The sequence below is a fragment of the Ruegeria sp. BF12 genome (assembly GCF_056538705.1).
This window is the reverse complement of record NZ_JBQFTP010000002.1, coordinates 267,590-292,090: the sequence shown is the minus strand read 5'-3', so window position 1 is coordinate 292,090 and position 24,501 is coordinate 267,590. Positions and strand designations below refer to the sequence as shown.

At 58.5% G+C, this 24,501-nt stretch carries 25 protein-coding genes; 11 read left to right on the top strand and 14 right to left on the bottom strand.

Annotation, left to right across the window (positions count from 1 at the left end; all coding sequences use genetic code 11):
• Window positions 1-38: 38 nt before the first annotated feature.
• From ACR0J0_RS04335 to ACR0J0_RS04310, 6 genes are all read left to right on the top strand, one after another.
• The gene (locus tag ACR0J0_RS04335) at window positions 39-1,703 is read left to right on the top strand and encodes a nitrite/sulfite reductase (RefSeq protein ID WP_480661479.1); all 1,665 of its coding nucleotides are present in this window, start codon (window positions 39-41) and stop codon (window positions 1,701-1,703) included.
• Window positions 1,693-2,454: a phosphoadenylyl-sulfate reductase gene (locus ACR0J0_RS04330; RefSeq protein ID WP_480661478.1), complete on the top strand. Its 762-nt coding sequence runs from the start codon at window positions 1,693-1,695 to the stop codon at window positions 2,452-2,454. Before ACR0J0_RS04335 ends, ACR0J0_RS04330 begins: the two co-directional genes overlap by 11 nt.
• Window positions 2,451-2,858, top strand: coding sequence for a DUF934 domain-containing protein (locus ACR0J0_RS04325; RefSeq protein WP_480661477.1), 408 nt, complete (start codon window positions 2,451-2,453; stop codon window positions 2,856-2,858). Before ACR0J0_RS04330 ends, ACR0J0_RS04325 begins: the two co-directional genes overlap by 4 nt.
• A gap of 108 nt (window positions 2,859-2,966) precedes the next feature.
• Window positions 2,967-3,800 carry a ferredoxin--NADP reductase gene (locus tag ACR0J0_RS04320; protein WP_480661476.1) on the top strand — a complete coding sequence of 278 codons (834 nt, stop codon included), beginning with the start codon at window positions 2,967-2,969 and terminating at the stop codon, window positions 3,798-3,800.
• Window positions 3,801-3,919: 119 nt separating this feature from the next.
• Window positions 3,920-4,510: a translation initiation factor IF-3 gene (infC, locus tag ACR0J0_RS04315; protein WP_480661923.1), complete on the top strand. Its 591-nt coding sequence runs from the start codon at window positions 3,920-3,922 to the stop codon at window positions 4,508-4,510.
• A gap of 234 nt (window positions 4,511-4,744) precedes the next feature.
• On the top strand, window positions 4,745-5,854 hold the full coding sequence (locus tag ACR0J0_RS04310; RefSeq protein WP_480661475.1) for an aromatic ring-hydroxylating oxygenase subunit alpha: 1,110 nt from the start codon (window positions 4,745-4,747) through the stop codon (window positions 5,852-5,854).
• Window positions 5,855-5,872: 18 nt separating this feature from the next.
• Here ACR0J0_RS04310 and ACR0J0_RS04305 read toward each other — a convergent pair whose 3' ends face one another.
• Together ACR0J0_RS04305 and ACR0J0_RS04300 are read right to left on the bottom strand one after the other, a co-directional pair.
• Window positions 5,873-7,195, bottom strand: a complete 1,323-nt coding sequence (locus ACR0J0_RS04305) for an aspartate aminotransferase family protein (RefSeq protein ID WP_480661474.1) — start codon at window positions 7,193-7,195, stop codon at window positions 5,873-5,875.
• The gene (locus ACR0J0_RS04300) at window positions 7,192-7,971 is read right to left on the bottom strand and encodes a beta-keto acid cleavage family enzyme (protein WP_480661473.1); all 780 of its coding nucleotides are present in this window, start codon (window positions 7,969-7,971) and stop codon (window positions 7,192-7,194) included. Before ACR0J0_RS04300 ends, ACR0J0_RS04305 begins: the two co-directional genes overlap by 4 nt.
• A gap of 90 nt (window positions 7,972-8,061) precedes the next feature.
• Here ACR0J0_RS04300 and ACR0J0_RS04295 point away from each other — a divergent pair, with 90 nt between their 5' ends.
• On the top strand, window positions 8,062-8,961 hold the full coding sequence (locus ACR0J0_RS04295) for a MurR/RpiR family transcriptional regulator (RefSeq protein WP_480661472.1): 900 nt from the start codon (window positions 8,062-8,064) through the stop codon (window positions 8,959-8,961).
• Between the two features lie 42 nt (window positions 8,962-9,003).
• Here the strand turns inward: ACR0J0_RS04295 and ACR0J0_RS04290 are convergent, their stop codons facing one another.
• The 5 genes from ACR0J0_RS04290 to ACR0J0_RS04270 all read right to left on the bottom strand — a co-directional run bounded on the left by ACR0J0_RS04290 (window position 9,004) and on the right by ACR0J0_RS04270 (window position 14,938).
• Entirely contained in the window at window positions 9,004-9,795 is a 792-nt protein-coding gene (locus ACR0J0_RS04290) for an FAD binding domain-containing protein (protein ID WP_480661471.1), read from the bottom strand.
• A 94-nt stretch (window positions 9,796-9,889) separates the two neighbouring features.
• Window positions 9,890-12,250 (bottom strand): xanthine dehydrogenase family protein molybdopterin-binding subunit, encoded by a 2,361-nt coding sequence (locus ACR0J0_RS04285; protein WP_480661470.1) that lies wholly within the window; start codon window positions 12,248-12,250, stop codon window positions 9,890-9,892.
• 80 nt (window positions 12,251-12,330) lie between these two features.
• Window positions 12,331-12,816 carry a (2Fe-2S)-binding protein gene (locus ACR0J0_RS04280; protein ID WP_480661469.1) on the bottom strand — a complete coding sequence of 162 codons (486 nt, stop codon included), beginning with the start codon at window positions 12,814-12,816 and terminating at the stop codon, window positions 12,331-12,333.
• Window positions 12,817-12,971: 155 nt separating this feature from the next.
• A complete protein-coding gene (locus tag ACR0J0_RS04275) occupies window positions 12,972-13,973 on the bottom strand; it encodes a molybdopterin-binding protein (RefSeq protein WP_480661468.1) in 1,002 nt (333 codons plus the stop codon).
• Entirely contained in the window at window positions 13,970-14,938 is a 969-nt protein-coding gene (locus tag ACR0J0_RS04270; RefSeq protein WP_480661467.1) for an XdhC family protein, read from the bottom strand. The genes ACR0J0_RS04275 and ACR0J0_RS04270 overlap by 4 nt, the downstream gene beginning before the upstream one ends.
• A gap of 245 nt (window positions 14,939-15,183) precedes the next feature.
• Between ACR0J0_RS04270 and ACR0J0_RS04265 the strand changes: the two genes are divergently transcribed.
• Complete coding sequence (locus tag ACR0J0_RS04265) at window positions 15,184-15,684, top strand: hypothetical protein (RefSeq protein WP_480661466.1); 501 nt, start codon at window positions 15,184-15,186, stop codon at window positions 15,682-15,684.
• Between the two features lie 3 nt (window positions 15,685-15,687).
• Here ACR0J0_RS04265 and ACR0J0_RS04260 read toward each other — a convergent pair whose 3' ends face one another.
• From ACR0J0_RS04260 to ACR0J0_RS04250, 3 genes are read right to left on the bottom strand one after another with little or no spacing between them, the layout of a single operon-like run.
• Window positions 15,688-16,944 carry a vWA domain-containing protein gene (locus tag ACR0J0_RS04260; RefSeq protein WP_480661465.1) on the bottom strand — a complete coding sequence of 419 codons (1,257 nt, stop codon included), beginning with the start codon at window positions 16,942-16,944 and terminating at the stop codon, window positions 15,688-15,690.
• On the bottom strand, window positions 16,937-17,491 hold the full coding sequence (locus tag ACR0J0_RS04255) for a hypothetical protein (protein WP_480661464.1): 555 nt from the start codon (window positions 17,489-17,491) through the stop codon (window positions 16,937-16,939). The genes ACR0J0_RS04260 and ACR0J0_RS04255 overlap by 8 nt, the downstream gene beginning before the upstream one ends.
• The gene (locus ACR0J0_RS04250; protein ID WP_480661463.1) at window positions 17,491-18,399 is read right to left on the bottom strand and encodes an AAA family ATPase; all 909 of its coding nucleotides are present in this window, start codon (window positions 18,397-18,399) and stop codon (window positions 17,491-17,493) included. Before ACR0J0_RS04250 ends, ACR0J0_RS04255 begins: the two co-directional genes overlap by 1 nt.
• Before the next feature lie 154 nt (window positions 18,400-18,553).
• Between ACR0J0_RS04250 and pyrC the strand changes: the two genes are divergently transcribed.
• Window positions 18,554-19,591 (top strand): dihydroorotase, encoded by a 1,038-nt coding sequence (gene pyrC, locus ACR0J0_RS04245; protein WP_480661462.1) that lies wholly within the window; start codon window positions 18,554-18,556, stop codon window positions 19,589-19,591.
• On the opposite strand, the gene ACR0J0_RS04240 is transcribed toward pyrC, so the two are convergent.
• Window positions 19,588-20,883 (bottom strand): MmgE/PrpD family protein, encoded by a 1,296-nt coding sequence (locus tag ACR0J0_RS04240; RefSeq protein ID WP_480661461.1) that lies wholly within the window; start codon window positions 20,881-20,883, stop codon window positions 19,588-19,590. The genes pyrC and ACR0J0_RS04240 overlap by 4 nt on opposite strands.
• 37 nt (window positions 20,884-20,920) lie before the next feature.
• Window positions 20,921-21,367, bottom strand: coding sequence for a type II toxin-antitoxin system RatA family toxin (locus ACR0J0_RS04235; RefSeq protein ID WP_480661460.1), 447 nt, complete (start codon window positions 21,365-21,367; stop codon window positions 20,921-20,923).
• A gap of 73 nt (window positions 21,368-21,440) precedes the next feature.
• Here ACR0J0_RS04235 and hpt point away from each other — a divergent pair, with 73 nt between their 5' ends.
• On the top strand, window positions 21,441-21,983 hold the full coding sequence (gene hpt, locus ACR0J0_RS04230) for a hypoxanthine phosphoribosyltransferase (protein WP_480661459.1): 543 nt from the start codon (window positions 21,441-21,443) through the stop codon (window positions 21,981-21,983).
• A gap of 11 nt (window positions 21,984-21,994) precedes the next feature.
• Window positions 21,995-22,168, top strand: coding sequence for a hypothetical protein (locus ACR0J0_RS04225; RefSeq protein ID WP_480661458.1), 174 nt, complete (start codon window positions 21,995-21,997; stop codon window positions 22,166-22,168).
• Here ACR0J0_RS04225 and ACR0J0_RS04220 read toward each other — a convergent pair.
• Window positions 22,158-23,312, bottom strand: coding sequence for an amidohydrolase (locus ACR0J0_RS04220; protein ID WP_480661457.1), 1,155 nt, complete (start codon window positions 23,310-23,312; stop codon window positions 22,158-22,160). The genes ACR0J0_RS04225 and ACR0J0_RS04220 overlap by 11 nt on opposite strands.
• Window positions 23,309-24,259, bottom strand: coding sequence for a lipoyl synthase (lipA, locus tag ACR0J0_RS04215; protein WP_480661456.1), 951 nt, complete (start codon window positions 24,257-24,259; stop codon window positions 23,309-23,311). The genes ACR0J0_RS04220 and lipA overlap by 4 nt, the downstream gene beginning before the upstream one ends.
• Window positions 24,260-24,501: the final 242 nt, after the last annotated feature.

Here is a 24,501-nt window from a genome sequence, read left to right as displayed (position 1 = left end):
GCCCCAAGGTTCGGGGCTGCAACTAAGGACAGCTAGACATGTATCGCTACTCCGAGTTTGACAAAGATTTTCTGGCAGAGCGTAACGCGCAATTCCGTGCTCAGGTCGAGCGCCGCATTGACGGCTCGCTGACCGAGGATGAATTCAAACCCCTGCGTCTGATGAACGGCCTGTACCTGCAGCTGCACGCCTACATGCTGCGCGTGGCGATCCCATACGGCACGCTGAACAGCGGGCAGATGCGCCAACTGGCACTGCTGGCCGAGAAGTGGGACAAGGGCTACGGCCATTTCACCACCCGTCAGAACATCCAGTATAACTGGCCCAAGTTGAACGACGTTCCGGACATGCTGGACGCGCTGGCCGAGGTTGGCATGCACGCCATCCAGACCTCGGGCAACACCATCCGCAACGTGACCGCCGACCATTTCGCAGGTGCCGCCGCGGACGAAGTCGCGGACCCGCGACCCTATGCGGAACTGCTGCGCCAGTGGTCCACCGACCACCCGGAATTCCAGTTCATGCCGCGTAAGTTCAAGATCGCGATCACCGGCTCGGAAAACGACCGTGCCGTGATCAAGGCGCATGACATCGGCCTGCAACTGGTTGAACGCGACGGCGTCCTGGGTGCCCGCGTCATCGTTGGTGGTGGTCTGGGCCGTACCCCGATGATCGGCAAGGAGCTGTCCGAGTTCGTCGCCTTTGACGACCTGCTGGCTTACCTCGAAGCCACCGTTTCCGTGTGGAACCAGATCGGTCGACGCGACAACAAGTACAAGGCGCGCATCAAGATCACCGTGCACGAGCATGGCATCGACGCCATCCGTGCCAAGGTGAGCGAGCGCTTCCTGAAGGTCCGCCCGCAGTTCAAAGGCGCCGACATGGCGCTGCTGGATGAGATCAAAGGCCACTTTGCGCCTCCGGCCTTCCGCGAAGGTTCGGTGGCCTCGTTCGAAAGCGCCTACACCAACGATCCAGTCTTCCGCTCGTGGGTCGACACCAACATCGCGCCGCACAAGAATGCGGACCACGCGATCGTGACGATTTCGATCAAGAAGCACGGCCAGACGCCGGGCGATGCGACCGCCGAGCAGATGCGCGCAATGGCCGATCTGGCCGAACAGTTCGCCTATGACGAGCTGCGCATCAGCCACGAGCAGAACGTGATCCTGCCGCATGTCCACAAGTCGGACCTGCCGGCGATCCATGCGAAGCTGAAAGAATACGAACTGGCCACCGCCAATATCGGCCTGATCAGCGACATCATCGCCTGCCCCGGCATGGATTACTGTGCGCTGGCAACAGCCCGTTCGATCCCGGTTGCGCAAGAGATTGCGACCCGCTTCGACGAGCTGAAGCTCGAGCATGATATCGGCCACCTGAAGATCAAGATTTCAGGCTGCATTAACGCATGTGGTCACCACCACGTGGGTCACATCGGCATCCTGGGTCTGGATCGTGCAGGCGTCGAGAATTACCAGATCACGCTGGGTGGTGATGCGACCGAAACCGCGGCCGTTGGCGACCGCACCGGTCCGGGCTTTGCCTATGATGAGATCGTTCCGGCGGTCGAACGCATCGTCGATACCTATCTGGAACAGCGCGACAGCGCCGAGGAGACCTTTTTGCAGACCTATCGCCGCGTAGGCATGGCACCGTTCAAAGCGGCGCTTTACCCCGAGGCGCAGGCTAATGCCGCTTGACCTGATCCAGACGGAGCTGGGCCGGGATCGACGCGAACTGACCGAACAGGTCGACGCGCTGAATGCCCAGTTCCGCCACCACAGCGCCCATGACGTAATGCATGGCGCGCTGGAGGAGATCGAAGAGCTTGCTCTGGTCTCCAGTTTTGGTGCGGAATCGGTCGTGTTGCTGCATATGGCAGCGGTGGTCGACAAGATGACGCCAGTGCTGTTCGTGGACACTCAGATGCTGTTCACCGAAACGCTGGAATACCAGCAAGAGGTGAGCGAGCGTCTGGGCCTAAGAAACATTCACATCATCCGCGCCGAGGATGAGGATGTGGAACGCGATGACCCCTATGGTGCACTGCGCTTGGGCGACACGGATGCGTGCTGTAACCTGCGCAAGACCTTCCCGTTGCAAAAGGCACTGGCGGGATATGACGGCTGGATCACCGGTCGAAAACGGTTCCAGTCGGGCACACGTGCCGCGCTTGAGTTCTTCGAAGTCGAAGACGGCACCGGTCGGATCAAGGTCAACCCGCTGGCCCATTGGGCACCTGAAGACGTGCGCGCGTATATGGACGAAAACAACCTGCCCCGGCACCCGCTGGTGGCCAAAGGTTACCCCTCGATCGGCTGTGCCCCCTGCACCTCGCCGGTCAAAGAAGGCGAAGACCCCCGCGCCGGACGTTGGCGCGATCAGAACAAAGAAGAATGCGGTATTCATTTTGTCGACGGCAAGATGGTCCGCTCCGGAGAGAAAACATGAACGTAATCGTTACCGATGAGGGCTTTGCCCCCGACGACTGGACCGATGGCTTTGTCACGCTTGAGGACGCAGCGAATGACGTTGTTGCGCTGGATGTGGCATCGGACACGGACCCGGATGAACTGTTTGACCGGCTGGGCAGTGCCCAAATGGTGCGCGTGGACTTTCCGTCCTCAGCCGACGGGCGTGGTTTCACCATTGCGCGTGTGCTGCGCCTGAAAGGCTATACCGGTCGTTTGCGCGCCAGGGGCCATGTTCTGGCCGACCAATACGCCATGGCGCGTCGCAGCGGGTTCGACGAGGTCGAGATTGACAACACGCTGGCCGCCCGCCAGCCCGAGGATCAGTGGCTTGCCCGCTCAGACTGGCAGAACCATAACTATCAGGCCCGCCTGCGCGGCTGAATCCGCCAATCGCTAGCTTGTGAAAAGAAAGGGGCATTCAGCCCCTTTTCCTGACTTGGATCAAAGATTAAACGGAGATGTCGGTTTACCCCGCCGACAGTGATAACGATGACAGAGATGAAGCCCGTGACCGAAGCAACCGCCGTAAAGGCCCCCGTCTTGCCGGACGCCCAGACCGTAACAGACGTCAAACACTGGACCGACAGCCTGTTCTCTTTCAAGGTGTCGCGCCCTGCGTCCCTGCGGTTCCGTTCGGGTGAGTTCGTCATGATCGGCCTGCTGGGCGACAACGGCAAGCCGTTGCTGCGCGCCTATTCGATCGCGTCGCCGTCCTGGGACGAAGAGCTGGAGTTCTACTCGATCAAGGTGCAGGACGGCCCTCTGACATCCAAGCTGCAGCACATCAAGCCGGGCGACCAGATCATCCTGCGGCCCAAGCCAGTGGGCACGCTGGTCCACGACGCCCTGCTGCCCGGTAAGCGCCTGTGGTTCTTTGCCACCGGCACCGGTTTCGCTCCGTTCGCGTCGCTACTGCGCGAACCGCAGACCTATGAGGATTATGACGAGGTCATCATCACCCACACCTGCCGTGAAGTGGCCGAGTTGGAATATGGCCGCCAGTTGATCGACAGTATCCGTCAGGACGAGATGCTGGCCGAGTTGATGGGCGAAGGTTTTGCTGACAAGATCCGCTACTACCCGACCACAACGCGGGAAGAGAGCCCCAAAATGGGCCGCATCACCAACCTGTTGAAAGACGGCACCGTGTTTGCCGATCTGGGCATCGAAGGCGGCATCAAACCGGACACCGACCGGGCAATGGTCTGTGGTTCGTTGGCCTTCAACCTCGACATCAAAGAGATTCTGGAAGAGTTCGGTCTGCGCGAAGGCGCAAACTCCGAACCTAAGGAATTTGTCATCGAAAAAGCCTTTGTTGGTTAATCTAGCACACCGGTTCCGGGGCAATTTGCCCCGGAACACCTAAAGACCCCTGACAAAACCCGGATTTTTCACGTCACCCGTTGCTTATGCCGCTTGAAACGGCGTGCAGGCCGGTCTAAATTTCGGGCTCGAAATTCTGCAATCATCAAAGGAATGAACCCATAGCCCGCAGACCTCACAACGCGCCGCCGCAAAGAGATACTGGACCGCGCGTCAATGAAAGAATCCGTGCCCCCGAAATTCGCCTGATCGGCGCTGACGGTGATAACGTCGGGGTGGTTCATCCCGCCAAAGCCATGCAACTTGCGGCCGATGCAGGCCTAGACCTGGTCGAGATTTCGCCGAACGCGAACCCGCCGGTCTGCAAGATCATGGATTTCGGCAAGTTCAAGTACGAACAGCAGAAACGCGAAAGCGAAGCCCGTAAAAAACAAAAAGTCATCGAGGTGAAAGAGGTCAAGTTCCGGCCCAACACCGACACGCATGACTACGACGTCAAAATGAAGAACGTCGTGAAGTTTCTGGAAAAGGGTGACAAGGTCAAAGTTACCCTGCGCTTCCGTGGACGTGAAATGGCGCACCAGAACCTGGGTCGTGAGCTGTTGGAACGTGTAGCCGAAGACATCAAGGAAATCGGCAAGATCGAAAACATGCCGAAGATGGAAGGCCGTCAGATGATCATGATGATCGGCCCGCTTCCGCAGAAATAAGCCCTGCAAATACCTGATTTCGAACCCTGTCAGATACGCTCTGGCAGGGTTTTTTGTGCTCGCTTTGTGTAACTCAGCAAGTTTTCTCGACCGCTAAGCTCCACGACCCAAAGACAGAAACCGACACCATGTCGGAAACCGGCTCCCTGATTTCGACTTTGTCTTGGCGGAAAGGGATAAGACTCATCGCCCAAAGCGCCCGACACTTAACGGGAACGAGCTACGGAGACAGCGATGGGCGAGATGTCATTCTCAGGCGGCGTGTATCAATCGCTACCGTCCAATAGCTATTGCGATGAAACGGTTTTCATTCGAGAGCGCGCCCACATATTTCGTCGCAGTTGGCACCTGATCGGCCACTCGACCGATATCGCCAATTTCGGGGACTACGTCGTCGAAGAAATTGACGGGATATCAATCATCGTAATACGGGGTCAGGACGGTGAAATCCGGGCCTTCTATAATGTCTGCGTGCATCGTGGGCATGAATTACTGCAAGGCAGCGGCTGTACCAAAAAGATGACCTGCCCGTACCATGCCTGGACCTATGACACGACCGGTCAGTTGAGGGCAGCCCCAAACGCTGCATCGTTTCCGGGGTTTGAGAAAGAGAAATACAAACTGCGTTCGGTTCGGGTAGAACTGTTCTTTGGGCTCATTTTGGTGAATCTGGATGACAACGCCCAACCGCTGGCAAGCGTGGCAGAGGGCGCCCTGCCCGAAATCTCGGAATATGCGCCCAACCTGCCCCGCTACAGACGCGCGGACCGGACCGAGCGGCTGGCCCAGGCGAATTGGAAGGTGGTCGCCGAAAACTTCAATGAATGCTATCACTGCGCTGTCGTACACAAAACGTTGACCACAGGTGTCGTCGATCCGGATCAATACCGCACCCGAGGGTTCGAGTACGGAATTCGACACGCAAGCCCTGCCCGTCCGGATTCTCAGAAGTCGTACAGTTATGTTGCAGACCCCGAGGCGCGCACGGACAAATTTCTGACCTGGTGGTTTTTCCCATTGTTCGCCTTACAGGTGTATCCCGGCGGCATCGTGAACACTTACCGCTGGAAACCGTTAAGCGTGAACCGGACCAAAATCGAAGTCGACTGGTGGCTGCCTGAGTCTGAACCAAACGCCGTTGAGCGCGAGATCATTCACCAGCACCGAACCACTACGTTTGCCGAGGACGGCCCAATTGTAGACTCGGTCCAGCGCGGGCTTGAAACCGGTGCAATCGGGACTGGAGCGTTGGTTGTGGACGATGCGTGCTCGTCCCAGTCCGAACATCCGATCATGGCCTTCAATGCCCTGTATCAGAGGGCCATGGACATCCCAGCCCCCTGAATTGCGTCATCTGTCCGATTATGTCGGTACCGACGTTGAGATTGCTTTGCTCAGCTTGCTGACGAGCTCGTCGATCTGCCCGTCCTCGATGATGAATGGGGGCGCCAACAGGATGTGATCCCCAAGCCGTCCATCCCGCGTGCCGGACATGGGATAGCAGATCAGACCTTCGGCCAAGGCGGCCTTCTTGATCTTGCCCGCAACGCCGAGCGCTGGATCAAACGGCGTTTTTGACTCGCGATCAGACACCAATTCCAACCCGCGGAACAGGCCCCTGCCGCGAATATTTCCGACATTCGGGTGCTGGCCAAACTCGGCTTGCAGGGCTGCGTGCAGTTTCTCGCCCATCACTCCAGCGCGCGCGGGCAGGTCGCGCGCAGCCAACTCAGTAACAACGGCCAACGCCGCAGCAGTGGCGACCGGGTGCCCGATATAGGTGTGTCCGTGTTGAAAAAAGCCAGAGCCATCTCGGATTGCGTCGTAGATTTTCCCGGTGCACATCATCGCACCAATTGGTTGATACCCAGCGCCCAGCCCTTTGGCGATACACAGGATATCTGGCGCGACACCGTCATGGTCGCACGCAAACAGGTGTCCCGTCCGACCCATGCCACACATAACTTCATCAAGGATCAACAAGACCCCATACTGGTCGCAAATCTCACGAATCCGTTTGAAGTAACCATCAACCGCCGGCACAGCGCCAAGCGTTGCCCCAACAACCGGTTCGGCCATGAAGGCCATGACTGTTTCGGGGCCTAAACGAAGGATTTCCGCCTCAAGTTCATTGGCCACGCGCTGACCGTAATCAAAACTACTCTCGCCATCGGGCTTTTCGGCGTACTCGAAACACGGCGCGATATGCGTCATCTCGATCAGCATCGGAGCGAATTGGGCACGACGCCATTCGTTGCCCCCTGCGGACAAGGCTCCGAGAGTATTCCCGTGATAGCTCTGCCGCCGCGCAATCACCCGGCGCCGTTCTGGTTGCCCGATTTCCAAATAGTATTGCCGCGCTAGCTTCATGGCAGCCTCGGTCGCCTCGGACCCACCCGAAACGAAATAGACCCGGTCAAGGTCTCCCGGTGCATGTTCAATCAACAGATCGGCCAACGCTTCGGCCGGCTCAGATGTCATAAAGCCGGTGTGCGCAAAGGCGATCTTCTCAACCTGATCCTGCACGGCCTTTATCACGGCCGGATTCGAGTGCCCCAGACATGACACTGCGGCATCACCGCAGTCCAGATAACGCTGTCCTTGTGCATCAATCAGATAACATCCGTCTCCGCCAACCGCGACCGGCAAGTCCGATTTGGTGTGGCGTGGAAAAACGTGACTCATGCGATTACTCCCTTCAAAGCTGCGACAAGCGCCGCAACCGACACGGCGTTGGTGGCCCAATTGTTACCATTGCTGTCGGTCATACTGTTTTCAAACCCGACCCGCAGGTCTCCGCCGCGCGTGGCGGCCAGTTGCAGACAGGCGTGTTCCTGCTTTCCGAACGCGCAAATCATCCAGCGCGACGTGTCCTGCGGAAACTGATCAAGATCTTCCGGCCTCGATTCCTGCCCGGACGTATACCGCCCCAGAACCAACAATCGATCCGTTTGCCCGCTCTGGACAATCCCGCTGGATTGCCATTGAGACAAAAGTCCGGCGTCCTCGGCGTCATAGAGAATGTGCTGAACGCGGGTTCCCTGTTCGGCGCACAAGCCGTAGACCTTGGCGGCAAATTCCGGTGCCCGCGCAACCTCTCGCACCGAGATCGAGGCCCACTGCGGTTGCACCTGCTGCAAGCAAGCCAATTGCGCCGAAACGTCAAAGATACTGGCGGCTTCGGTCGTGATCTGAATGTCCATATCGGGCACAACGCGGCGCAGCTCCGCCATCGTCTCAAGATAACGCCCTGAATCCAGCGAGTGCTGACCTTGCTGGTCTCGAACATGCAAATGGATGCCATGGGCGCCAGCGTCAAAGCAGCTTTGAGCCGTGTCCACGATTTCCTGAAGCGAAACCGGCAGTTTTGCGTGGTCCACGTGCCCTCGACGCGCACCATTCGGCGCTACCAGGATATAGGGTTTGGGCGTCGTTTGAGTTTGTGACGGGATTTCATACATCAGAGCAACCTTTGCAACCTGTACCCCAGTTATCGACCTTTCGTACGTTTTCAATTTGCATTCTATATAACATATGTTTTTCTTCTATCGATGACAGATACGTTGACCCAACTGGCCGATCACCTGCGGCAGACTATAGACGAATTACCACCGGCCTTGCAGGCCGCCGCGAAGTACATTCTCGACCACCCCGGAGATTTTGGGCTGGACCCAATCCGCGGGACAGCAGACAAAATCGGTGTCAGCTCGAATGTGTTGGTACGGCTGGCACACCATATGGGGTTTGATGGTTTCGATGCTTTTCGCGCTCCGTTTCGCGATGCTCTGGTTACCGACAAAGAGGAACACCTGGGGCAAAGTTGGCTGGCCGATATGCGAGGCGGAGACGCATTGGACCATGCACAGGCGAAATACGCCCAGAACGAACAGAACGTCGTCATGCGGTCGTTACGGCTGATGAAACCAGAAAGGGTCAGGCAAGCCTTAAATATCATTACATCTTCAAACAGGTGTTTTGTCACCGCGACGCGCGCAAGCTTTGCCTTGTCCTATTACTTTTCCTATGCCGGGCGAATGGCGCATCCGGGAATTCAGCTTGTGCCGCGCCACATGGGTGCCGCAACAGATGACTTGTTGGACGCCGATCAAGACGATTGCTTGATTGCGATTACTGTCCGCCCTTATTCGGCCGACACGATTCAATCCATGCGCATGGCACGGCGAAGGAACTTACCGATCATCCTTGTCTCGGACAGTGAGGTGATCGCGCCTGGGATCGAGCCAGATGTGGTGTTCCCCGTCAGCACCCGGTCTCTGCACCACTTTTCAAGCTATTCCGGCGCGATGGCGGTACTGGAATGCCTGTTGGGCCACTTGTTCAATGCTGGCGGAGACGCTGCGCGCGACCGTGTGGACAATTACCAAAAAGCCCGAGAAGACACTGGCGCTTACTGGCAGCCATCAAAGCCGCCCAGAATAAGGCGCAAATAAAAAAAGCCCCGGCGGTTGTTCCGGGGCTTTTGTGTTGGTGGCTTACATGCAGGCCTGAATGGCCCGCTTGGTCATGACGCTGACCAAGTGCGCGCGGTATTCTTTACTACCGTGCAGATCACCAATCATGTTCGCTGGGTTGATGTGCAAACCCGTCAACGAGTCAGGCCGAAACTCTTTGTTCAGCGCTTCTTCAGCCTCGGTCCAGCGGAACACGCCGTCTTCGCTGGCTCCGGTCACGGCGACACGGACGCCGTCGGCAAACCGCGCCAGATAGACGCCGACCAGCGCAAAACGCGAGGCCGGTTGCAGGAATTTCTGATAGCTGGCCGCCTGTGGCACCGGGAACCGGACTGAGGTGATGATCTCGCCTTCATCTAATGCGGTCGAGAACATCCCCTCAAAGAAGTCATCCGCTGCGATCTGGCGGGTGTTGGTGATAATCGCCGCGCCCGATCCCAAAGCGCCCGCCGGATAGCAGGCTGCCGGGTCGTTGTTGGCGATCGACCCACCAATGGTTCCGCGATTGCGCACTGCAGGGTCTCCGATCTGACCAGCCAGTGCCGCTAAAGCCGGATAGCTGCTGGCTGCCTCTGCGGCCACGGTCGCATGGCTCGTTGCGCCGCCGATTGACACAGATCCATCATCCTCGATGCAAACGCCCCGCATCTCGGGAATCCCACCAAGCGACACCAGCGTCGACGGCGCCGCCAGCCGTTGCTTCAGGGTCGGGATGAGTGTCTGACCTCCCCCCAGCGCCTGCGCATCCTCGCCTCCCAACGCCGAAACGGCGTCAGCAATGGTCGAGGGTTTCTCATACTCGAAATTGTACATTTCGTCTTCCTTTCCGAAAGGCGCGGATCCGCCCTTCATCTGGCTATAAATATCCCGGGGGTCCGGGGGCTGGCCCCCGGTCCGCCCTCTCAATTTAGCTGTTCATCGCCGCCCAGACGCGCGACGGGCTCATGGGCATGTCGATATGATCAACCGCCTTGCCACCCGAATTCAGCGCATCCAAAACCGCGTTTACCACCGCCGGAGGCGAACCGATCGCCCCAGCCTCGCCACAGCCCTTCACACCCAACGGATTGTGGGTACAGGGAGTCTGACTGGAATGATCGACACCATAGAACGGCACATCATCAGCACGCGGCATCGCGTAATCCATGAAAGACGCACTCAGCAGCTGACCATTCTCGTCATAGGCGCAGTTCTCCAGCAGCGCCTGGCCGATGCCCTGCCCGATACCGCCATGGACCTGACCGTCAACGATCATCGGATTGACGATGTTGCCAAAGTCATCGGCGGCAGTGAAGGCCTCGATGGTGACCTGCCCAGTCTCGGGATCGACCTCGACCTCACAGGCGTAGGCACCTGCCGGGAAGGTGAAGTTCGCCGGGTCGTAAAACGCGGTTTCCTCCAACCCTGGTTCGACTTCCAGCGGATAGTTGTGCGGCACATAGGCGGTCAGGGTCACGTCGCCCCAGGCCACCGATTTGTCCGTGCCCGCTACGCTGAACTGACCATCCTTGAGCTCAATATCCGCCTCGGCGGCCTCCAGCAGGTGGGCCGCGATCCGCTTGGCCTTCTCGATCACCTTCTCGGTCGCCTTGACCATGGCCGAGCCACAAACGGCCAGCGAGCGCGAGCCGTATGTGCCCATGCCAAACGGGATCTTCGAGGTGTCGCCATGCACAATTTCGACCATCGACTCGTCGATACCGATCATGTCCGCCACAACCTGCGGGAAGGCGGTTTCATGCCCCTGACCGTGGCTGTGCGCACCGACCATGACGCTGATCGACCCGGTGGCGTTCACCCGAACGGTCGCCGCATCGTAAAGGCCCGCGCGGGCCCCCAGCATGCCGACGATGTTCGAAGGTGCGATGCCGCAGGCCTCGATATAGCAGTTGACGCCCAGACCGCGCAGCTTGCCGTTGGCTTCGCTTTGCGCACGGCGTGCGGCAAAACCTGCCAAATCAGCCGCAGTCTCAAGCTTGTCCATCGTCCCGTTATAGTCGCCCGTGTCATAGGTCAGCGCCACCGGCGTGTCGTAGGGGAACTGAGTGACAAAGTTCTGACGACGCAGGGCAATCGGATCAACGCCCAGTTCGCGTGCGGCCTTGTCCACGACCCGCTCCAGCTGGAACGTCGCCTCGGGGCGGCCCGCGCCGCGATAAGCATCGACAGGCACCGTGTTGGTGAACATCGCTTTCACGTTCACCTGAATGACCGGCGTCTTGTAGTTGCCTGCCATCAGGGTGCCGTGCAACCAGGTCGGAACCGAGCTGGAGAAGGTCGACAGATACGCGCCCAGATTTGCATAGGTGTTGGTTCGCAGGCCGATGAAGTTGTTGTCCGCATCCAGCGCCAGCTCGATCTTACTGACATGGTCGCGTCCGTGGGCATCGGACATGAACGCCTCGGACCGGCTGGACGTCCACTTCACGGGGCGATTGCAGGCCTTGGCGGCAAAGGTGCAGAACGCCTCTTCGGCATAGTGGAAGATTTTGGTGCCAAAGCCGCCGCCCACATCCGGGGCCACCACGCGCACCTTGTGCTCGGGCAGACCCAGAACAAAGGCGCACATCAGCAAGCGGATCACGTGCGGATTCTGTGAAGTGGTAAACAGCGTGTACTCATCCGTGCCACGCTTGTACTCGCCCACCGCCACACGCGGTTCCATCGGGTTTGCGACCAGGCGGTTGTTCACAAGATCCAGAGTCGTTACGTGGGCTGCGTTGGCAAAGACCTCATCGACCTTGACGTCGTCAGTCTCACCCAGCTGCCAGTCATAGCAAATGTTGTTCTTCAGATCGTCATGAACTAGCGTCGCACCCTCTTGCGCGGCGGCCTTCATGTCGATCACGGCGGGCAGTTCCTCGATATCCACGTCAATGGCCTCGGCCGCGTCGCGGGCCTGCTCAAGGCTGTCGGCCACAACGGCTGCGATCGGGTCGCCAACATGGCGCACCTTGCCTTGTGCCAGAATGGGGTGCGGCGGCTCCTGCATCGGCGCGCCGTGTTTGTCGGTCACTTCCCAGCCGCAGGGCATCCCGCCCACGCCTTCGAAATCCTTGCCGGTGAAGACCTTGACCACGCCCGGCATATCCTCGGCTGCCGACGTGTCCACGGATTTGATCCGGCCATGCGCGATGTCGGACCGCAGGAAATGCACATAAGCCTGGCCATGTACGTTGATGTCGTCGGTGTAATTGCCCGCTCCGGTCAGAAAGCGCACGTCCTCGCGCCGCTTGGAACTGGCTCCGATGCCACTGTCTTTGGGCATTGCTTGTTCTCCTCCCATAAACGGATGCGTGTGCATCCTTTGTCATCCCACGGGCGTCTCCCCTGACGCCCGCAGCGGCATCATTCGGCAGCGATGCTGCCCACGTCCTGACCAGATGCGGCCATGATCGCCTTGACGATGTTGTGGTAGCCGGTGCAGCGGCACAGGTTGCCCTCGAGATACTTTCGGACCTCGGCCTCGGTCGGGCGCGGGTTCTCCTTCAGCAGTGCTGCCGCACTCATCACCATGCCGGGCGTGCAGAAACCGCATTGCAATCCGTGATGATCCTGAAATGCCTGTTGGATCACATTCAGAGAGCCATCCGCATTGGCCTGCCCTTCGATGGTGCCAACGTCGGCCCCATCCGCTTCAAGCGCCAGCATGTTGCAGGATTTGACCGCCTCGCCGTTCACGTGAACCACACACGCACCGCATTGCGCGGTATCGCAGCCAACATGAGTTCCAGTTAAATTGAGATGGTCGCGCAAAAAACCGGACAATAGCGTCCGGCCTTCCACTTCACCGCTCACGGTTTTACCGTTCACGGTCATAGAGACCTTGGTCATAAGATCCTCCCCTATTTTGGCTATTATCGCTAAAGCCGAGTTAAACACGGGAAAATTTGTTTGAGAACAAAAATATCTAGCGCCAATATCCGACGTTCGTAGGGGTCGCCTTTACGATCCAAGGCGCCTAAGCACAAAAACAAATGACCTCAGAGTCAGCCTTTTCGCCCGGATCTTGGTTGTGGCCGCGTCGGGATTTCCTTGAGCAAACCGCCAACCCCCATTTCGGCGATGTCGGCACCGGTCGTCTCGATCCCGCAGGCGACACGCGACAGGACCCAATCCGCCCCGTTCAATGCCGGCGAGCGGGCGCACCCCGGTAAACCGATCACCGGCCGAGCACCATGCGAGCCCAGAAACAGCAGATTACCGGGATCGACCGGCATACCGAACCTGTCCACTTGCCCCCCAGCTGCCCGCACGGCCTCAGGCGCGACATCGAACACATCAGACGTCGCAGAACCGGTCAGGATCATCACGATGTCCCCGTCCGTATCCGAAACCGCATTCGACAGAGGCTCTGGTTTGTGTGGAACGATGCGCACATCGCACAGGTCCATTCCCAATGCCTCGACCCGACCGCGTATTGCGGCGATGCCTTTTTCGTTGGGCGGGCCACCCGGTATATCCGTGACGATCAGCCCCGCGGTTTTGTGGACCGGACGCACCAGAGTTACAGACGATCGGGCAAGGTTGGTTGCGGTCAGGACATCATCCCTTGGAACCGCGTAGGAAATCACCTTGATCGTGGCGACCATCCCGCCCGCGCCCATTTGCTGATATTGCGGCACTGTTGCGACTGTGATCATGGGATTGACGCGGTTGAATTCTCGTAACGCATCCACATTCAGCACGACCACACCCGGCCCATCCGCCAACAGATTTACGCGGCCTGTAAACGGTTGCGTCACCCGTAAACCAGCAGCTTGAGGGTCAGGTGCCAGCGCGGCCGCCAGCATTTCGGCCGCCTCGTCTTCGTGGCAATCCCCGGGCTCCAACTGGGCAACCGTAACAGTGTCGTACCCTGCGACAACAAGCTGATCGCGATGCTCGACCGTCAGAACGAGGCCCTTGCGCAACTTGACATCCTGAACCTTGACGGAATGAGCCAGGATTGCGCCGGTGACATCGGCGACGGGAACGGGGCCGAACTTCATACCTTACCCCGCAACACGGCTGTCATTTGGGCAAGAATGGAGACCGCGATCTCAGATGGGTCGGCCGCACCGATATCCAAACCTATTGGTCCATGAATCTGCGATATCTGCTCATCCGAAAAGCCGGCATCTTTCATACGTGCCACGCGCTTGGCATGCGTTCGCGTGGACCCCAACGCACCGATGTAAAACACCCCGGCCTTAAGCGCAGATTCCAGGGCCGGATCATCCAGTTTGGGATCGTGTGTCAGCAGAACGACGGCAGTTCGTGAGTCCAAGCCCAACTTGGCGACGGCTTCGTCCGGCCAGTCTGTCAGGATGGTTTCACCCGGGAAACGGGCGTTCGAGGCAAAAGCATCGCGCGGGTCGATGATGGCAGGATCATATCCGGCGATCCGCGCCATCGGCACCAGCGCCTGAGCGATATGCACCGCACCAACAATAATCAGTCGTAGCGGGGGGTTATGGACCGCAACAAAAGTCTGACCGTCCTCTTCGAACCCGGACCGGTCCATACGCATTCGATCACGATACGCATTGCGGCGCAAAGCCCGCTGACCGGTCTCAATGTTCACTTCATAAGCGACGGGTTCCCGTCGGGCGCGAGCTTCGACCAGATCTCGCAGCATGGGTTCCGGCAGCACCGATCCAACGGGTTCGACAAGCACACGGATCGTACCGCCACAGGCCAGACCCACGGCGAACGCATCCTCGTCGCTGACACCGAACTCCAGCAGGCGTGCCTCGCCCTCGTCCATAGCCTCAAGCGCTTCGACAATGACCGCACCTTCGACACAGCCGCCGGACACCGACCCTTCGATCCGCCCGTCCCCGGCAATTACCAACTGCGCGCCAACACGGCGCGGCGCGCTGCCCCATGTCTCGACGACCGTGGCAAGAGCCGTCGGTTTGCCCTCACTGTACCAATTCAGGGCCGTCTCTGGGCTGTTGTGGAATCTGTCCATTGCACCCTCCCGGCGTGTTCTGATCCAACATAGGCAGGTTTAGCGCAATGAAAAGTAAGCCTAAAGGCGAATAAGGGGCTGATCGCGCCACGCCCCAGCATTTTGATCCGGTATCGGCGTATACAAGCCCAGAAATGCCGCCGCAGCGCAAATCATTGATTGCACATGTTCCAGATTCTAGCCTACACGCGTGACTGCTGCATTCCAGTATGCGCATATAAATTTTTCACAACGGAGACAAAGAGTTGAAACGCATTATTACACTCGGAATGGCAATTGGCCTGCTGACTTCCACTGTTGCATCCGCCGACACGTTCCTGCGCTATGGCGAAGTTGAAGGCTGGAAAGTCTTCGTCGATCAGGACAAAAAAACCTGCCTGATCGAAGCCGTTGATGACGCGGAGAATGTTGTTCAGATGGGTCTGACCGAGGATCGCGGCGTTGGGTATGTCGGCGTTTTCACGAAAGAGAAAACTGACATCAAACGCGGTGAGAAAGAAGCCGTAGCGATCCTTCTGGGCGACAACATCTATGTCGGCGAAGCGACCGGCATGAAGGGTAATATCACCAAGGGCTACTCCGGAGGCTATGTACTGTCCGATGACCCTCAGTTCGCGGATGACATTGCCAAGCAAAAGGTCATGGTCGTGTTCCCTGAGAAAGAGTTCGCCTTCACCGTCGACCTGACCGGCACCTACAAGGCCATGGAATTGGCGCGTAAGTGCAACGAAGAACAACTGAGCTGACGCTCACTGGGAAAGCGCGATCATCAGCCGCGCTTTCTCACCCACGTCGTCTGGTTTCGAGATGACGTTGGCCAGATCTTCCAGCGACGCAATCGAGTGCCCTGCGCGGAAACTGTCCACATGGGGCAGCATGGTCGCGACGCCCCGAGCCTTTGGCGCAAATCCATCCCAGCGCAGCAACGGGTTCAGCCAGATCAGGCGACGCGCCGACAGGTGCAGTCGCTCCATCTCTTTCCCCAGTGCCTCGGGATCTCCGCGATCCAGTCCGTCCGAGATCAACAACGCCACCGCGCCCTGCCCCATGACACGACGCGACCAGTCGCGGTTGAACGCGTGCAGGCATTCGCCGATCCGCGTCCCGCCCTCCCAATCCTGTGCCTCGGCACCGGCTGCGGCCAAGGCAGCGTCGACATCGCGTTGCTGCAGGTGACGGGTGATATTGGTCAGGCGCGTGCCAAAGGTAAATGCGTGGACCTTGGCCCAACCGGCCCCTTTCGCATTCGAAACCGTGTGGAGAAAGTGCAGCACAATCCGGCTGTACTGGCTCATCGACCCCGAGATATCGCAGAGCACAACAAGATTGGGCCATCGGGGTCTGGGTTTGAGTCTGGCGATGTCACGCAATTCCCCCCCCTGACGCATCGCGGCGCGCAGGGTTCGCGCCCGGTCAATGCGGTGCCCCAGATGGCTTGCCTGACCGCGCCGGGATTCAATGGGTTGGACCGGCAGAGTAAGCCGCGACAACATCCGCTTGGCCTGCGCGATTTCAGCGGTGCTCATTTGTTCAAAGTCCAAACTGCGCAGACGTTCTTCGGAAGACACGGTCTGCGAGGTGTCAATCTCCAGTTCGGTCTCTTCCTCCTGCTCGGCCACTTCAGGCAGATCGCTTTCAACACCGTCCAGCAACGCCTCGGCTGCGCGTTTTTCAGCCGCATCCGCCTTGCGTTCTTCCTGCACGCCACGAATAGCAGGCAGCATCATGGACATCATATGCTCCAGATATCGGGGGTCACGCCAGTACAGGCGAAAGACCTGCGCGAACACAGTGCGATGCTCCGGTCGGTTCACGAAACACGCGTGCAGGGTCCAGTAGAAATCGCGTTTCTCAGTAAACCCCGCAGCCTGTACGGCGCGTATAGCATCGACAACTCGCCCCGTCCCGATGGGCAAACCGGCCTTCCGCAGTGCCCGTGCAAAATGGGTGATGTTCTGCGCCAGCTTGGGATTGTCAGGGATCTCGATCGGGAGTTGTTCAGCCACGTTTTGCTCCCTTCTTCAAAGCCTGGACAATGACGCCCGCCGCTTCTTTTGGGCTCAGCGAGCCGACCGGTATTTCAATCTGACCCTCAAGACGAAGCAAAGAGAGATCACGTCGGTACTTTTTCAAGATATCAGGATCCATTAGCTTACTCTGACCACGCCGTTCGGGATCACAGAGACGCCGCAGATTTTCTTGCTCGCTTATCTGAAGCGTAAACGGCTGGATACGCCCGCCTCGGCGACGGGCGAAATCCAAAGTTGGAGCAATCAGCGCACGATCCGCCGGGCTCTCTTCAAGGGCATCGGTGAAGATCAGCGGCACGCTCGCAGCCAGCGTCATTGCTGCGTCATAGATCGAACTTCTCACGATGCGACGAAGCGCAGCATGTCTTGGATCCGATCGATCAAACAACGCGCTAGCTGGATTCAGCATCAGATGATTGTCGATCAAGCGCCCCCCAAGCATATCGGCCAGCGCCAAACCGATTGTCCGTTTTCCCGAACCCGGCCAACCAACGATGTGAATCGTTAGGGGCTCCTCAGGCATCAGGCTGGTTCCAGAGAAGCTTTGGCCTGATCCAATATGCGTTTCGCCTCGGACCCCTGCAGTTTTTGGATGTCGTCCTGATATTTCAGTATCGCACCCAGAGTGTCCCCGATCACCTCGGGACTGAGGTTGATCACATCCAGCGCAAGCAAGCATTTGGCCCAGTCTATGGTTTCGGCCACGCCGGGCTTTTTGAACAGATCCTCGGTTCGCAATTGCTGAACAAAGGCAACGACCTCGCGGCTAAGCGCTTCGGCGGCGTCGGGCGCGCGGGCGTGCAGGATTTCGATCTCGCGGTCGAAATCGGGATAGTCGACCCAATGGTACAGGCAACGCCGTTTCAACGCATCGTGCACCTCACGTGTACGGTTCGAGGTGACGATCACGATGGGTGGTTCCGGTGCTTTGACTGTCCCCAACTCGGGGATCGTCACCTGAAAATCGCTGAGCGCCTCAAGCAGGAACGCTTCAAACGGTTCATCTGTGCGATCAAGTTCGTCGATCAGCAGAACCGGCGCGCCGTTTTCGTCCGGGCGCATTGCCTGCAGCAAAGGGCGTTCGATCAGATATTCGTCAGAAAACAGTTCAGATTGCAGCGAACCACGATCCGCCCCACCCGAGGCCTCGGCAGTCCGGATCGCAACCATCTGGGCCGGAAAGTTCCATTCGTAAACTGCCGACGAAGCGTCGAGACCCTCGTAACACTGCAACCGGATCAAGCGCCGGTTCAGGCCGGCAGCGAGAGCCTTGGCGATCTCGGTCTTGCCCACTCCTGCCTCGCCTTCCAGAAACAAAGGCCGGCCCAGTTTCAGCGACAGAAACACCACAGTGGCCAGCGCCCGCCCGCAAACATAGCCCTGCCCGCCAAGCATGGATTGGACCGCGTCGATGGAATCTGGCTGTGTCATGTTCTGATCTCTCCCTTGCCACAACAGGTCACGACGACCCGCGCGCGTCAAGACCGTGGTCTTTCCGGGACTTACGACGATCGGACAAGTTGACAAGGGCTGCGACCGGATTGAAGGCCTTTCACCGCCGAGCCCACTGTGCTAGCGGAAGGCCATGACCGATACCCTCACGATCCGCCGCCCCGACGACTGGCATCTGCACCTGCGTGATGGCGCCATGCTGCAGGCCGTCCTACCCGAAACCGCGCGCCACTTTGGCCGCGCGATCATCATGCCGAACCTCGTTCCGCCTGTCGTGCGCGGAGATCAGGCCGCTGCCTATCGCGACCGCATCATGGCCGCCCTGCCTGACGACATGACCTTCGAGCCGCTGATGACGCTGTATCTGACCGAAGATACCGACGCCGAAGATGTCGCGGCAGCGCACGCCAGCGGTCTGGTCAAAGCGGTGAAACTCTATCCCGCCGGAGCAACGACAAACTCCGCCTCTGGCGTTCGTGATTTCGATAAGGTTCGCCCGGTGCTGGAAAAGATGGCCGAGATCGGCCTGCCAATGTGTGTGCATGGTGAAGTGACCGACGCCGAGATCGACATCTTCGACCGCGAAGCCGTGTTCATCGACCGGGTTCTGGACCCGATCCGCAAGGCGACACCGGGCCTGCGCGTGGTGATGGAGCACATCACGACCGCAAACGGCGCCGACTACGTCAAATCCAACGAAACCGATCTGGGTGCAACGATCACCGCGCATCACCTGATCATCAACCGGAACCACATCCTCGTGGGTGGTATCAAGCCGCACTACTACTGTCTGCCGGTTGCCAAGCGCGAAGAGCACCGTTTGGCCCTGCTGGCCGCGGCAACCTCGGGCGATGCGCGCTTTTTCCTGGGCACAGACAGTGCCCCGCATACCAACGCGAACAAGGAAATGGCCTGTGGGTGCGCCGGGTGTTTCACCGCGACCAACACGATGTCACTGGTGGCAGAGATGTTCGACCGCGAGGCTGCTTTGGACAAGCTGGAAGGGTTTGTTTCGCTGAATGGGCCAGCATTCTATCGTCTGCCGGTGAATGAAGGCACCATCACCCTGACCAAAGGCGATCCGGTTGTATATCCGGATAAGATCGAATCTGGCGACGGGCCAGTGACCGTTTTCGATCCGGGTTTCCCGCTACACTGGCGCGTGGTCTAACCCGCCAGTAACGCAGCCAAATCGCGGGCGCGGCCACCGGTGCGAAGCATCGACCAGATCGCGTCCGCATCTTCCGCTCCGATCAGCTTGTTGGCTTTGCCACGCACCCGGTCTTCGCGGTCGGAAAGTGTCATTGGGGCCAGAAGGTCGTGCATTGCCTCACGCCTTGCGCCGTCGCGGCGCAGAAGTGTCAAGTGCGCCTGCGTTTCGGATAATGTGTCATCCGCTTCAACTGTGACACGATCCCGTAAAGAAATCAGACGCGGATCGGCACAGGTCTTTTCCGAGTAGCTATCAGGCAACGCCGTGTCATACCCCAACGCCTGCATCGCAATAACCGTCCGGTAGGAAAACTTGGCACCCAATCCGGTTGTTGGCGACATCTGGTTGCAGACGGTCATCCACCTTGGGTGGGTCTTGATCTTGATCTCGGCCACTTCTGGTTCCGCGATATCCAGATCCCGCGCGGCCTCAAGCGCCGCGTGCAATCCATGGCAACAGCCATGGAACTTGTGACTGACGCTCTCGAACAACCATTCTTCGCCCAAGCCTTGCAGCGAAGCGGCAATGTCGGACTGCCCCTTGTGAGTCGCGCCGAACCCAAAAGGCCCTTCAAGCGCCCCGGGATTCGGATCAAACCCGGCCGCTATCAACAAAGCGGCTTCAACACCCGCCGACGAGGCCAAGCCCGCGTTGTAAGGTTTGCCCATCGTGCCGAACTGCGCCTTGAGCCCGGCGGAACGGGTCGCCGTGAGCCCCAGAACCTTATGCATCCTGCTGGCATCAAATCCCAGAATTCTCCCGGCCGCGACTGCAGCACCGAATGCTCCCGCGGTGGCCGTCTGATGAAATCCCGCCTGGTAGTGATCGCGCCCCAGCCAGAGCCCGATGCGGATGGACGTTTCCATACCGACCAGCGCCGCCTCAAGAAAATCGACCAGAATACGATCGTCCCACTCACTGGCGGCAAGTGCTGCCGGAAGAACGGCAACCGACGGGTGGCCGATATGCGCGAAATGCGTGTCGTCATAATCCAGCGCATGCGACACGGTTCCGTTCACCAGCGCCGCGCCGCGCAAAGGCGCTGCACCACCGCCAAACAGTTGGGCCTGTTCAGCGCCGCCCTCGCCCAGCACCAGTTCACGCAGAGTGCGGGAAACCGGCTCGTCAACGCCAGCCCGGCCAACGGCAACCCAGTCCAGAACAGAAAGCGACGTGACGACCCGCGTCTGCAGATTCGTCGTTACCGGGGCGGCTGCAAAGGCCGCAAGCGATGCAGTGAAATCAGTCATAGGCGCAGTCTAACGCCCGATAATACGGGGTAAAGACTTAGCTGTACAAATCCGTGGCACGGTTTTCGAACGCCTGAACGATCCGGTGCATGGCTTCGTTGAACACCACACCGATGATGCCCTGGAGGATGGCGTTCTTGAATTCGAAATCCACGTGGAAGGAAATGTTGCAGCCACCGTCTGGCGCATCTTCGAACTGCCAGTCGGATTTCATGTATTTGAATGGTCCGTCCAGATATTCGGTGTCGATCTTTTTCTGATCGGCATACAAAGTCACCCGGCTGCCGAAGCGTTCGCGGAACACCTTGAACGAGATCACCAGATCCGCCTCAAGCACCTGCGCCTCGCCAGCCGCATAAGTGCGACGAATACGGGCTGCTGCGCACCAAGGCAGAAACTCGGGATATTTGGCCACATCGGCGACCAGCTCATACATCTGCTGCGCAGTGTAAGGAAGGTGACGTGTTTCCGAATGTGTAGGCATAGCTTCCGGGCATTTTAAGGTGACAATGGCGCGTCATGTCGTATGTTGCGCGCCAAAGATCAAGGGGGCAGCGATGAGCGACCGCGCATATGTGATAGATGAGATGATCTCGGCCAAGGCCATCGCCGCACGGATCGAAGAGTTATGTCGTGAAATTACCGCAGAGTTCGGAGATACGGACAAGCTGGTCGTCGTTGGTCTGCTGCGCGGCAGCTTCGTCTTCATCGCCGACCTGGTGCGCGAGCTGGACCTGCCGATCGAAGTGGATTTTCTTGAGGCGTCTTCCTATGGCGATTCGATGGAAAGCAGCCGGGAAGTCCGCATTCTAAAAGATTTGCGCGGCGCAATTGAAGGACGTGATGTTCTGGTGGTCGAGGATATCGTCGACACGGGCCACACGCTTAACCACGTCACCAAGTTGCTGAGTAGCCGTAAGCCAAGCCGCCTGAAATCCATTGCCCTGTTAGACAAGCCCAGCCGGCGCGAGGTCGATTTCCGGTCGGATTGGGTCGGCTTTGAAATTCCGGACGAATTTGTTGTGGGTTACGGGATCGACTATGCTCAGCGCAACCGGAACCTACCGTTTATCGGCAAGGTTCGATTTGTCGAAGACTGATCGAGGACCACATGAACCCTCGCCACCTGCTGCGCATGTCCCAATGGGCCCGCAATCCGCCATCAGAAAAGCGGGTTAAGCTGGTGTTCGGCATCATTATCCTGTGCCTTGTGATTGGCGGGATCGAATACATGGGTTGGTGGCCGGAATGGGCCAAAGGGGAGTGGACCCGGTTCAGGCCTTAGTGTCGTTCAGAACTCGCGCAATGGCAGACAGGAAAATCCCGGTTCCGACGGGTATCAGTGCGTCCGGGAAGTCATAGTCGGGGTTGTGTAACTGCGGATGATCTACTCCGGCTCCCAGCCAGAACATGGCCGTATTCGCGCCCTTGCCGAATTGCCCGAAATCCTCTGAGAACTTTTGCGGCGAGTGCGTTAACTTGCAGGGAACACCATGTTCGGCACAGGCCATTTCGAGTGTGGCAACCGCCTCACTATGATTGACGCAGGCTTCGAAGACATCGTCATAAGTGATCTCGACACCCAGACCGTTGGCAGATGCGGTTTGCCTCCCCAATGTTTCGGCTTCGGCCATCAGGCTTGTCATCCGCGCATCAGAAACAGTGCGCAAAGTCACCCAAAGCTCGGCCCGCCCCGGTGCGACACCAAACGTCGGCTCGCCTAAACTGGCATGCGTGACGGTTGTCAGCGCAAATTCAGAATCCAGCGCGCCACCTGTACCCAGCCTAGCCAGCTTAGGCATCAGTTCCGACAACGCCCCGACCGGGGACACACCGTCTTGTGGTGCTGCCGCGTGAGATGTCTTACCAGTCAGAACAACCTTCATCCCGCGAGAGGCACAATTTGCAGGGCCTTGGCACAGCTCAACTTCCCCCAGCGCCAATCCCGGCAGATTGTGCAACGAAAATACGTAATCCGGCGCGATTTGCGCGAATTGTGAATCCGCCCGATAGGCCACCGCACCCTGCCCGGTTTCTTCGGCCGGTTGAAAAATCAGAACCACCCGGCCTTTGGCGGGGCGCTGACGCGACAGCTCCTCGGCCACGCCAAGGACCATCGTCATGTGGCCGTCATGACCGCACAGGTGCCCTTTGCCCGCAACCTTCGACACATAAGGCTGGGTGCTGAGTTCCTGAATCGGCAGCCCGTCCAATTCACAACGCACACCGACCGTCGGCCCGGCCTGCCCGCTGTCAAAAATGGCCGCTACGCCATGACCGCCCAGCCCGGTTAGGACCTGGTCCGCACCGTACCCGTGCAACACTTCTGACACTCGGGCAGCGGTCTCACGCTCCTGCCCGGAGATTTCGGGATATTGATGCAGGTCGTGGCGCAGGCGCGTCAGCCGTGCAAGCGTTTCAGGCGTCACCCCTGCTCCAGTTTTTTCTGGCGCGCTTCGCGCAATCGGGCAAAGTCGTCGCCCGCGTGGTAAGACGACCGGGTCAGAGGCGTAGCCGATACCATCAGGAAGCCTTTGCCGAACGCAGCTTTTTCATACGAGGCAAACTCTTCCGGTGTCACAAACCGGTCCACGCCGTGGTGCTTGGGTGTGGGCTGCAGATACTGACCGATGGTCAGGAAATCGATGTCGGCAGCGCGCATGTCATCCATGACCTGCCGGACCTCTTGTTCATTTTCGCCCAGACCGACCATGATTCCCGACTTGGTAAAGATCGATGGGTCCAATTCCTTGACCCGTTGCAGCAAACGCAGTGAGTGGAAATAACGGGCACCCGGACGAACCTCCAAATAAAGGCCCGGAACCGTTTCCAGATTGTGGTTGAACACGTCCGGCTTGGCCTCGACGACGGTCTCAAGCACCGAAGGATCACATTTCAGGAAATCCGGCGTCAAAATTTCGATCGTTGTTTTGGGTGACCGGTGTCGGACGGCCCGAATCGTCTGCGCGAAATGATCGGCACCACCGTCTTTCAGGTCATCGCGGTCAACCGACGTGATCACCACGTGGTTCAGACCCAGCTTTTCGACCGCGTGGGCCACACGACCCGGTTCAAAAACATCCAGATCATCTGGACGGCCAGTCGCGATATTGCAAAAGGTACAGCCGCGCGTACAGATTTCTCCCATGATCATCATGGTAGCGTGGCCCTGGCTCCAGCACTCGCCAACGTTCGGACACCCGGCCTCTTCACAAACCGTGACCAGGTTGTTCTCGCGCATGATCTTGTGCGTGTCGGCATAGCCCTTACCGCCGGGTGCCTTGACGCGAATCCACTTTGGCTTTTTGGGCTGCGCATTGTCCGGGCGATGCGCTTTTTCGGGATGACGTTGTTCGGGGATCTTCAGATCACGCACGGCTGGCTTTCCTGACTTTGGGTCAATTTGCTTTGCCCTAACATAGTATGCCCGCGTGTACTATGCCACCCGGGTATACCCGCCATGCAACGCCGATTTGCGCTCGCAGAATTTCGCCATACTTTTAACGGCTTCATTCGGCTTATTGCTTAAATCCCTGCCACTTGAGACCATATTGCAATTGCGGCATTTCCGTCATTGAAGACAGTTTAGAACTGTTTTAAATCACCCCCAATTCTAAT

Coding starts and splice junctions, on each gene's coding strand:
- ACR0J0_RS04335 (WP_480661479.1), top strand. CDS start 39: ATGTATCGCTACTCCGAGTTTGACAAAGATTTTCTGGCAGAGCGTAAC.
- ACR0J0_RS04330 (WP_480661478.1), top strand. CDS start 1,693: ATGCCGCTTGACCTGATCCAGACGGAGCTGGGCCGGGATCGACGCGAA.
- ACR0J0_RS04325 (WP_480661477.1), top strand. CDS start 2,451: ATGAACGTAATCGTTACCGATGAGGGCTTTGCCCCCGACGACTGGACC.
- ACR0J0_RS04320 (WP_480661476.1), top strand. CDS start 2,967: ATGACAGAGATGAAGCCCGTGACCGAAGCAACCGCCGTAAAGGCCCCC.
- ACR0J0_RS04310 (WP_480661475.1), top strand. CDS start 4,745: ATGGGCGAGATGTCATTCTCAGGCGGCGTGTATCAATCGCTACCGTCC.
- ACR0J0_RS04305 (WP_480661474.1), bottom strand. CDS start 7,195: ATGAGTCACGTTTTTCCACGCCACACCAAATCGGACTTGCCGGTCGCG.
- ACR0J0_RS04300 (WP_480661473.1), bottom strand. CDS start 7,971: ATGTATGAAATCCCGTCACAAACTCAAACGACGCCCAAACCCTATATC.
- ACR0J0_RS04295 (WP_480661472.1), top strand. CDS start 8,062: ATGACAGATACGTTGACCCAACTGGCCGATCACCTGCGGCAGACTATA.
- ACR0J0_RS04290 (WP_480661471.1), bottom strand. CDS start 9,795: ATGTACAATTTCGAGTATGAGAAACCCTCGACCATTGCTGACGCCGTT.
- ACR0J0_RS04285 (WP_480661470.1), bottom strand. CDS start 12,250: ATGCCCAAAGACAGTGGCATCGGAGCCAGTTCCAAGCGGCGCGAGGAC.
- ACR0J0_RS04280 (WP_480661469.1), bottom strand. CDS start 12,816: ATGACCAAGGTCTCTATGACCGTGAACGGTAAAACCGTGAGCGGTGAA.
- ACR0J0_RS04275 (WP_480661468.1), bottom strand. CDS start 13,973: ATGAAGTTCGGCCCCGTTCCCGTCGCCGATGTCACCGGCGCAATCCTG.
- ACR0J0_RS04270 (WP_480661467.1), bottom strand. CDS start 14,938: ATGGACAGATTCCACAACAGCCCAGAGACGGCCCTGAATTGGTACAGT.
- ACR0J0_RS04255 (WP_480661464.1), bottom strand. CDS start 17,491: ATGCCTGAGGAGCCCCTAACGATTCACATCGTTGGTTGGCCGGGTTCG.
- ACR0J0_RS04250 (WP_480661463.1), bottom strand. CDS start 18,399: ATGACACAGCCAGATTCCATCGACGCGGTCCAATCCATGCTTGGCGGG.
- pyrC (WP_480661462.1), top strand. CDS start 18,554: ATGACCGATACCCTCACGATCCGCCGCCCCGACGACTGGCATCTGCAC.
- ACR0J0_RS04240 (WP_480661461.1), bottom strand. CDS start 20,883: ATGACTGATTTCACTGCATCGCTTGCGGCCTTTGCAGCCGCCCCGGTA.
- ACR0J0_RS04235 (WP_480661460.1), bottom strand. CDS start 21,367: ATGCCTACACATTCGGAAACACGTCACCTTCCTTACACTGCGCAGCAG.
- hpt (WP_480661459.1), top strand. CDS start 21,441: ATGAGCGACCGCGCATATGTGATAGATGAGATGATCTCGGCCAAGGCC.
- ACR0J0_RS04225 (WP_480661458.1), top strand. CDS start 21,995: ATGAACCCTCGCCACCTGCTGCGCATGTCCCAATGGGCCCGCAATCCG.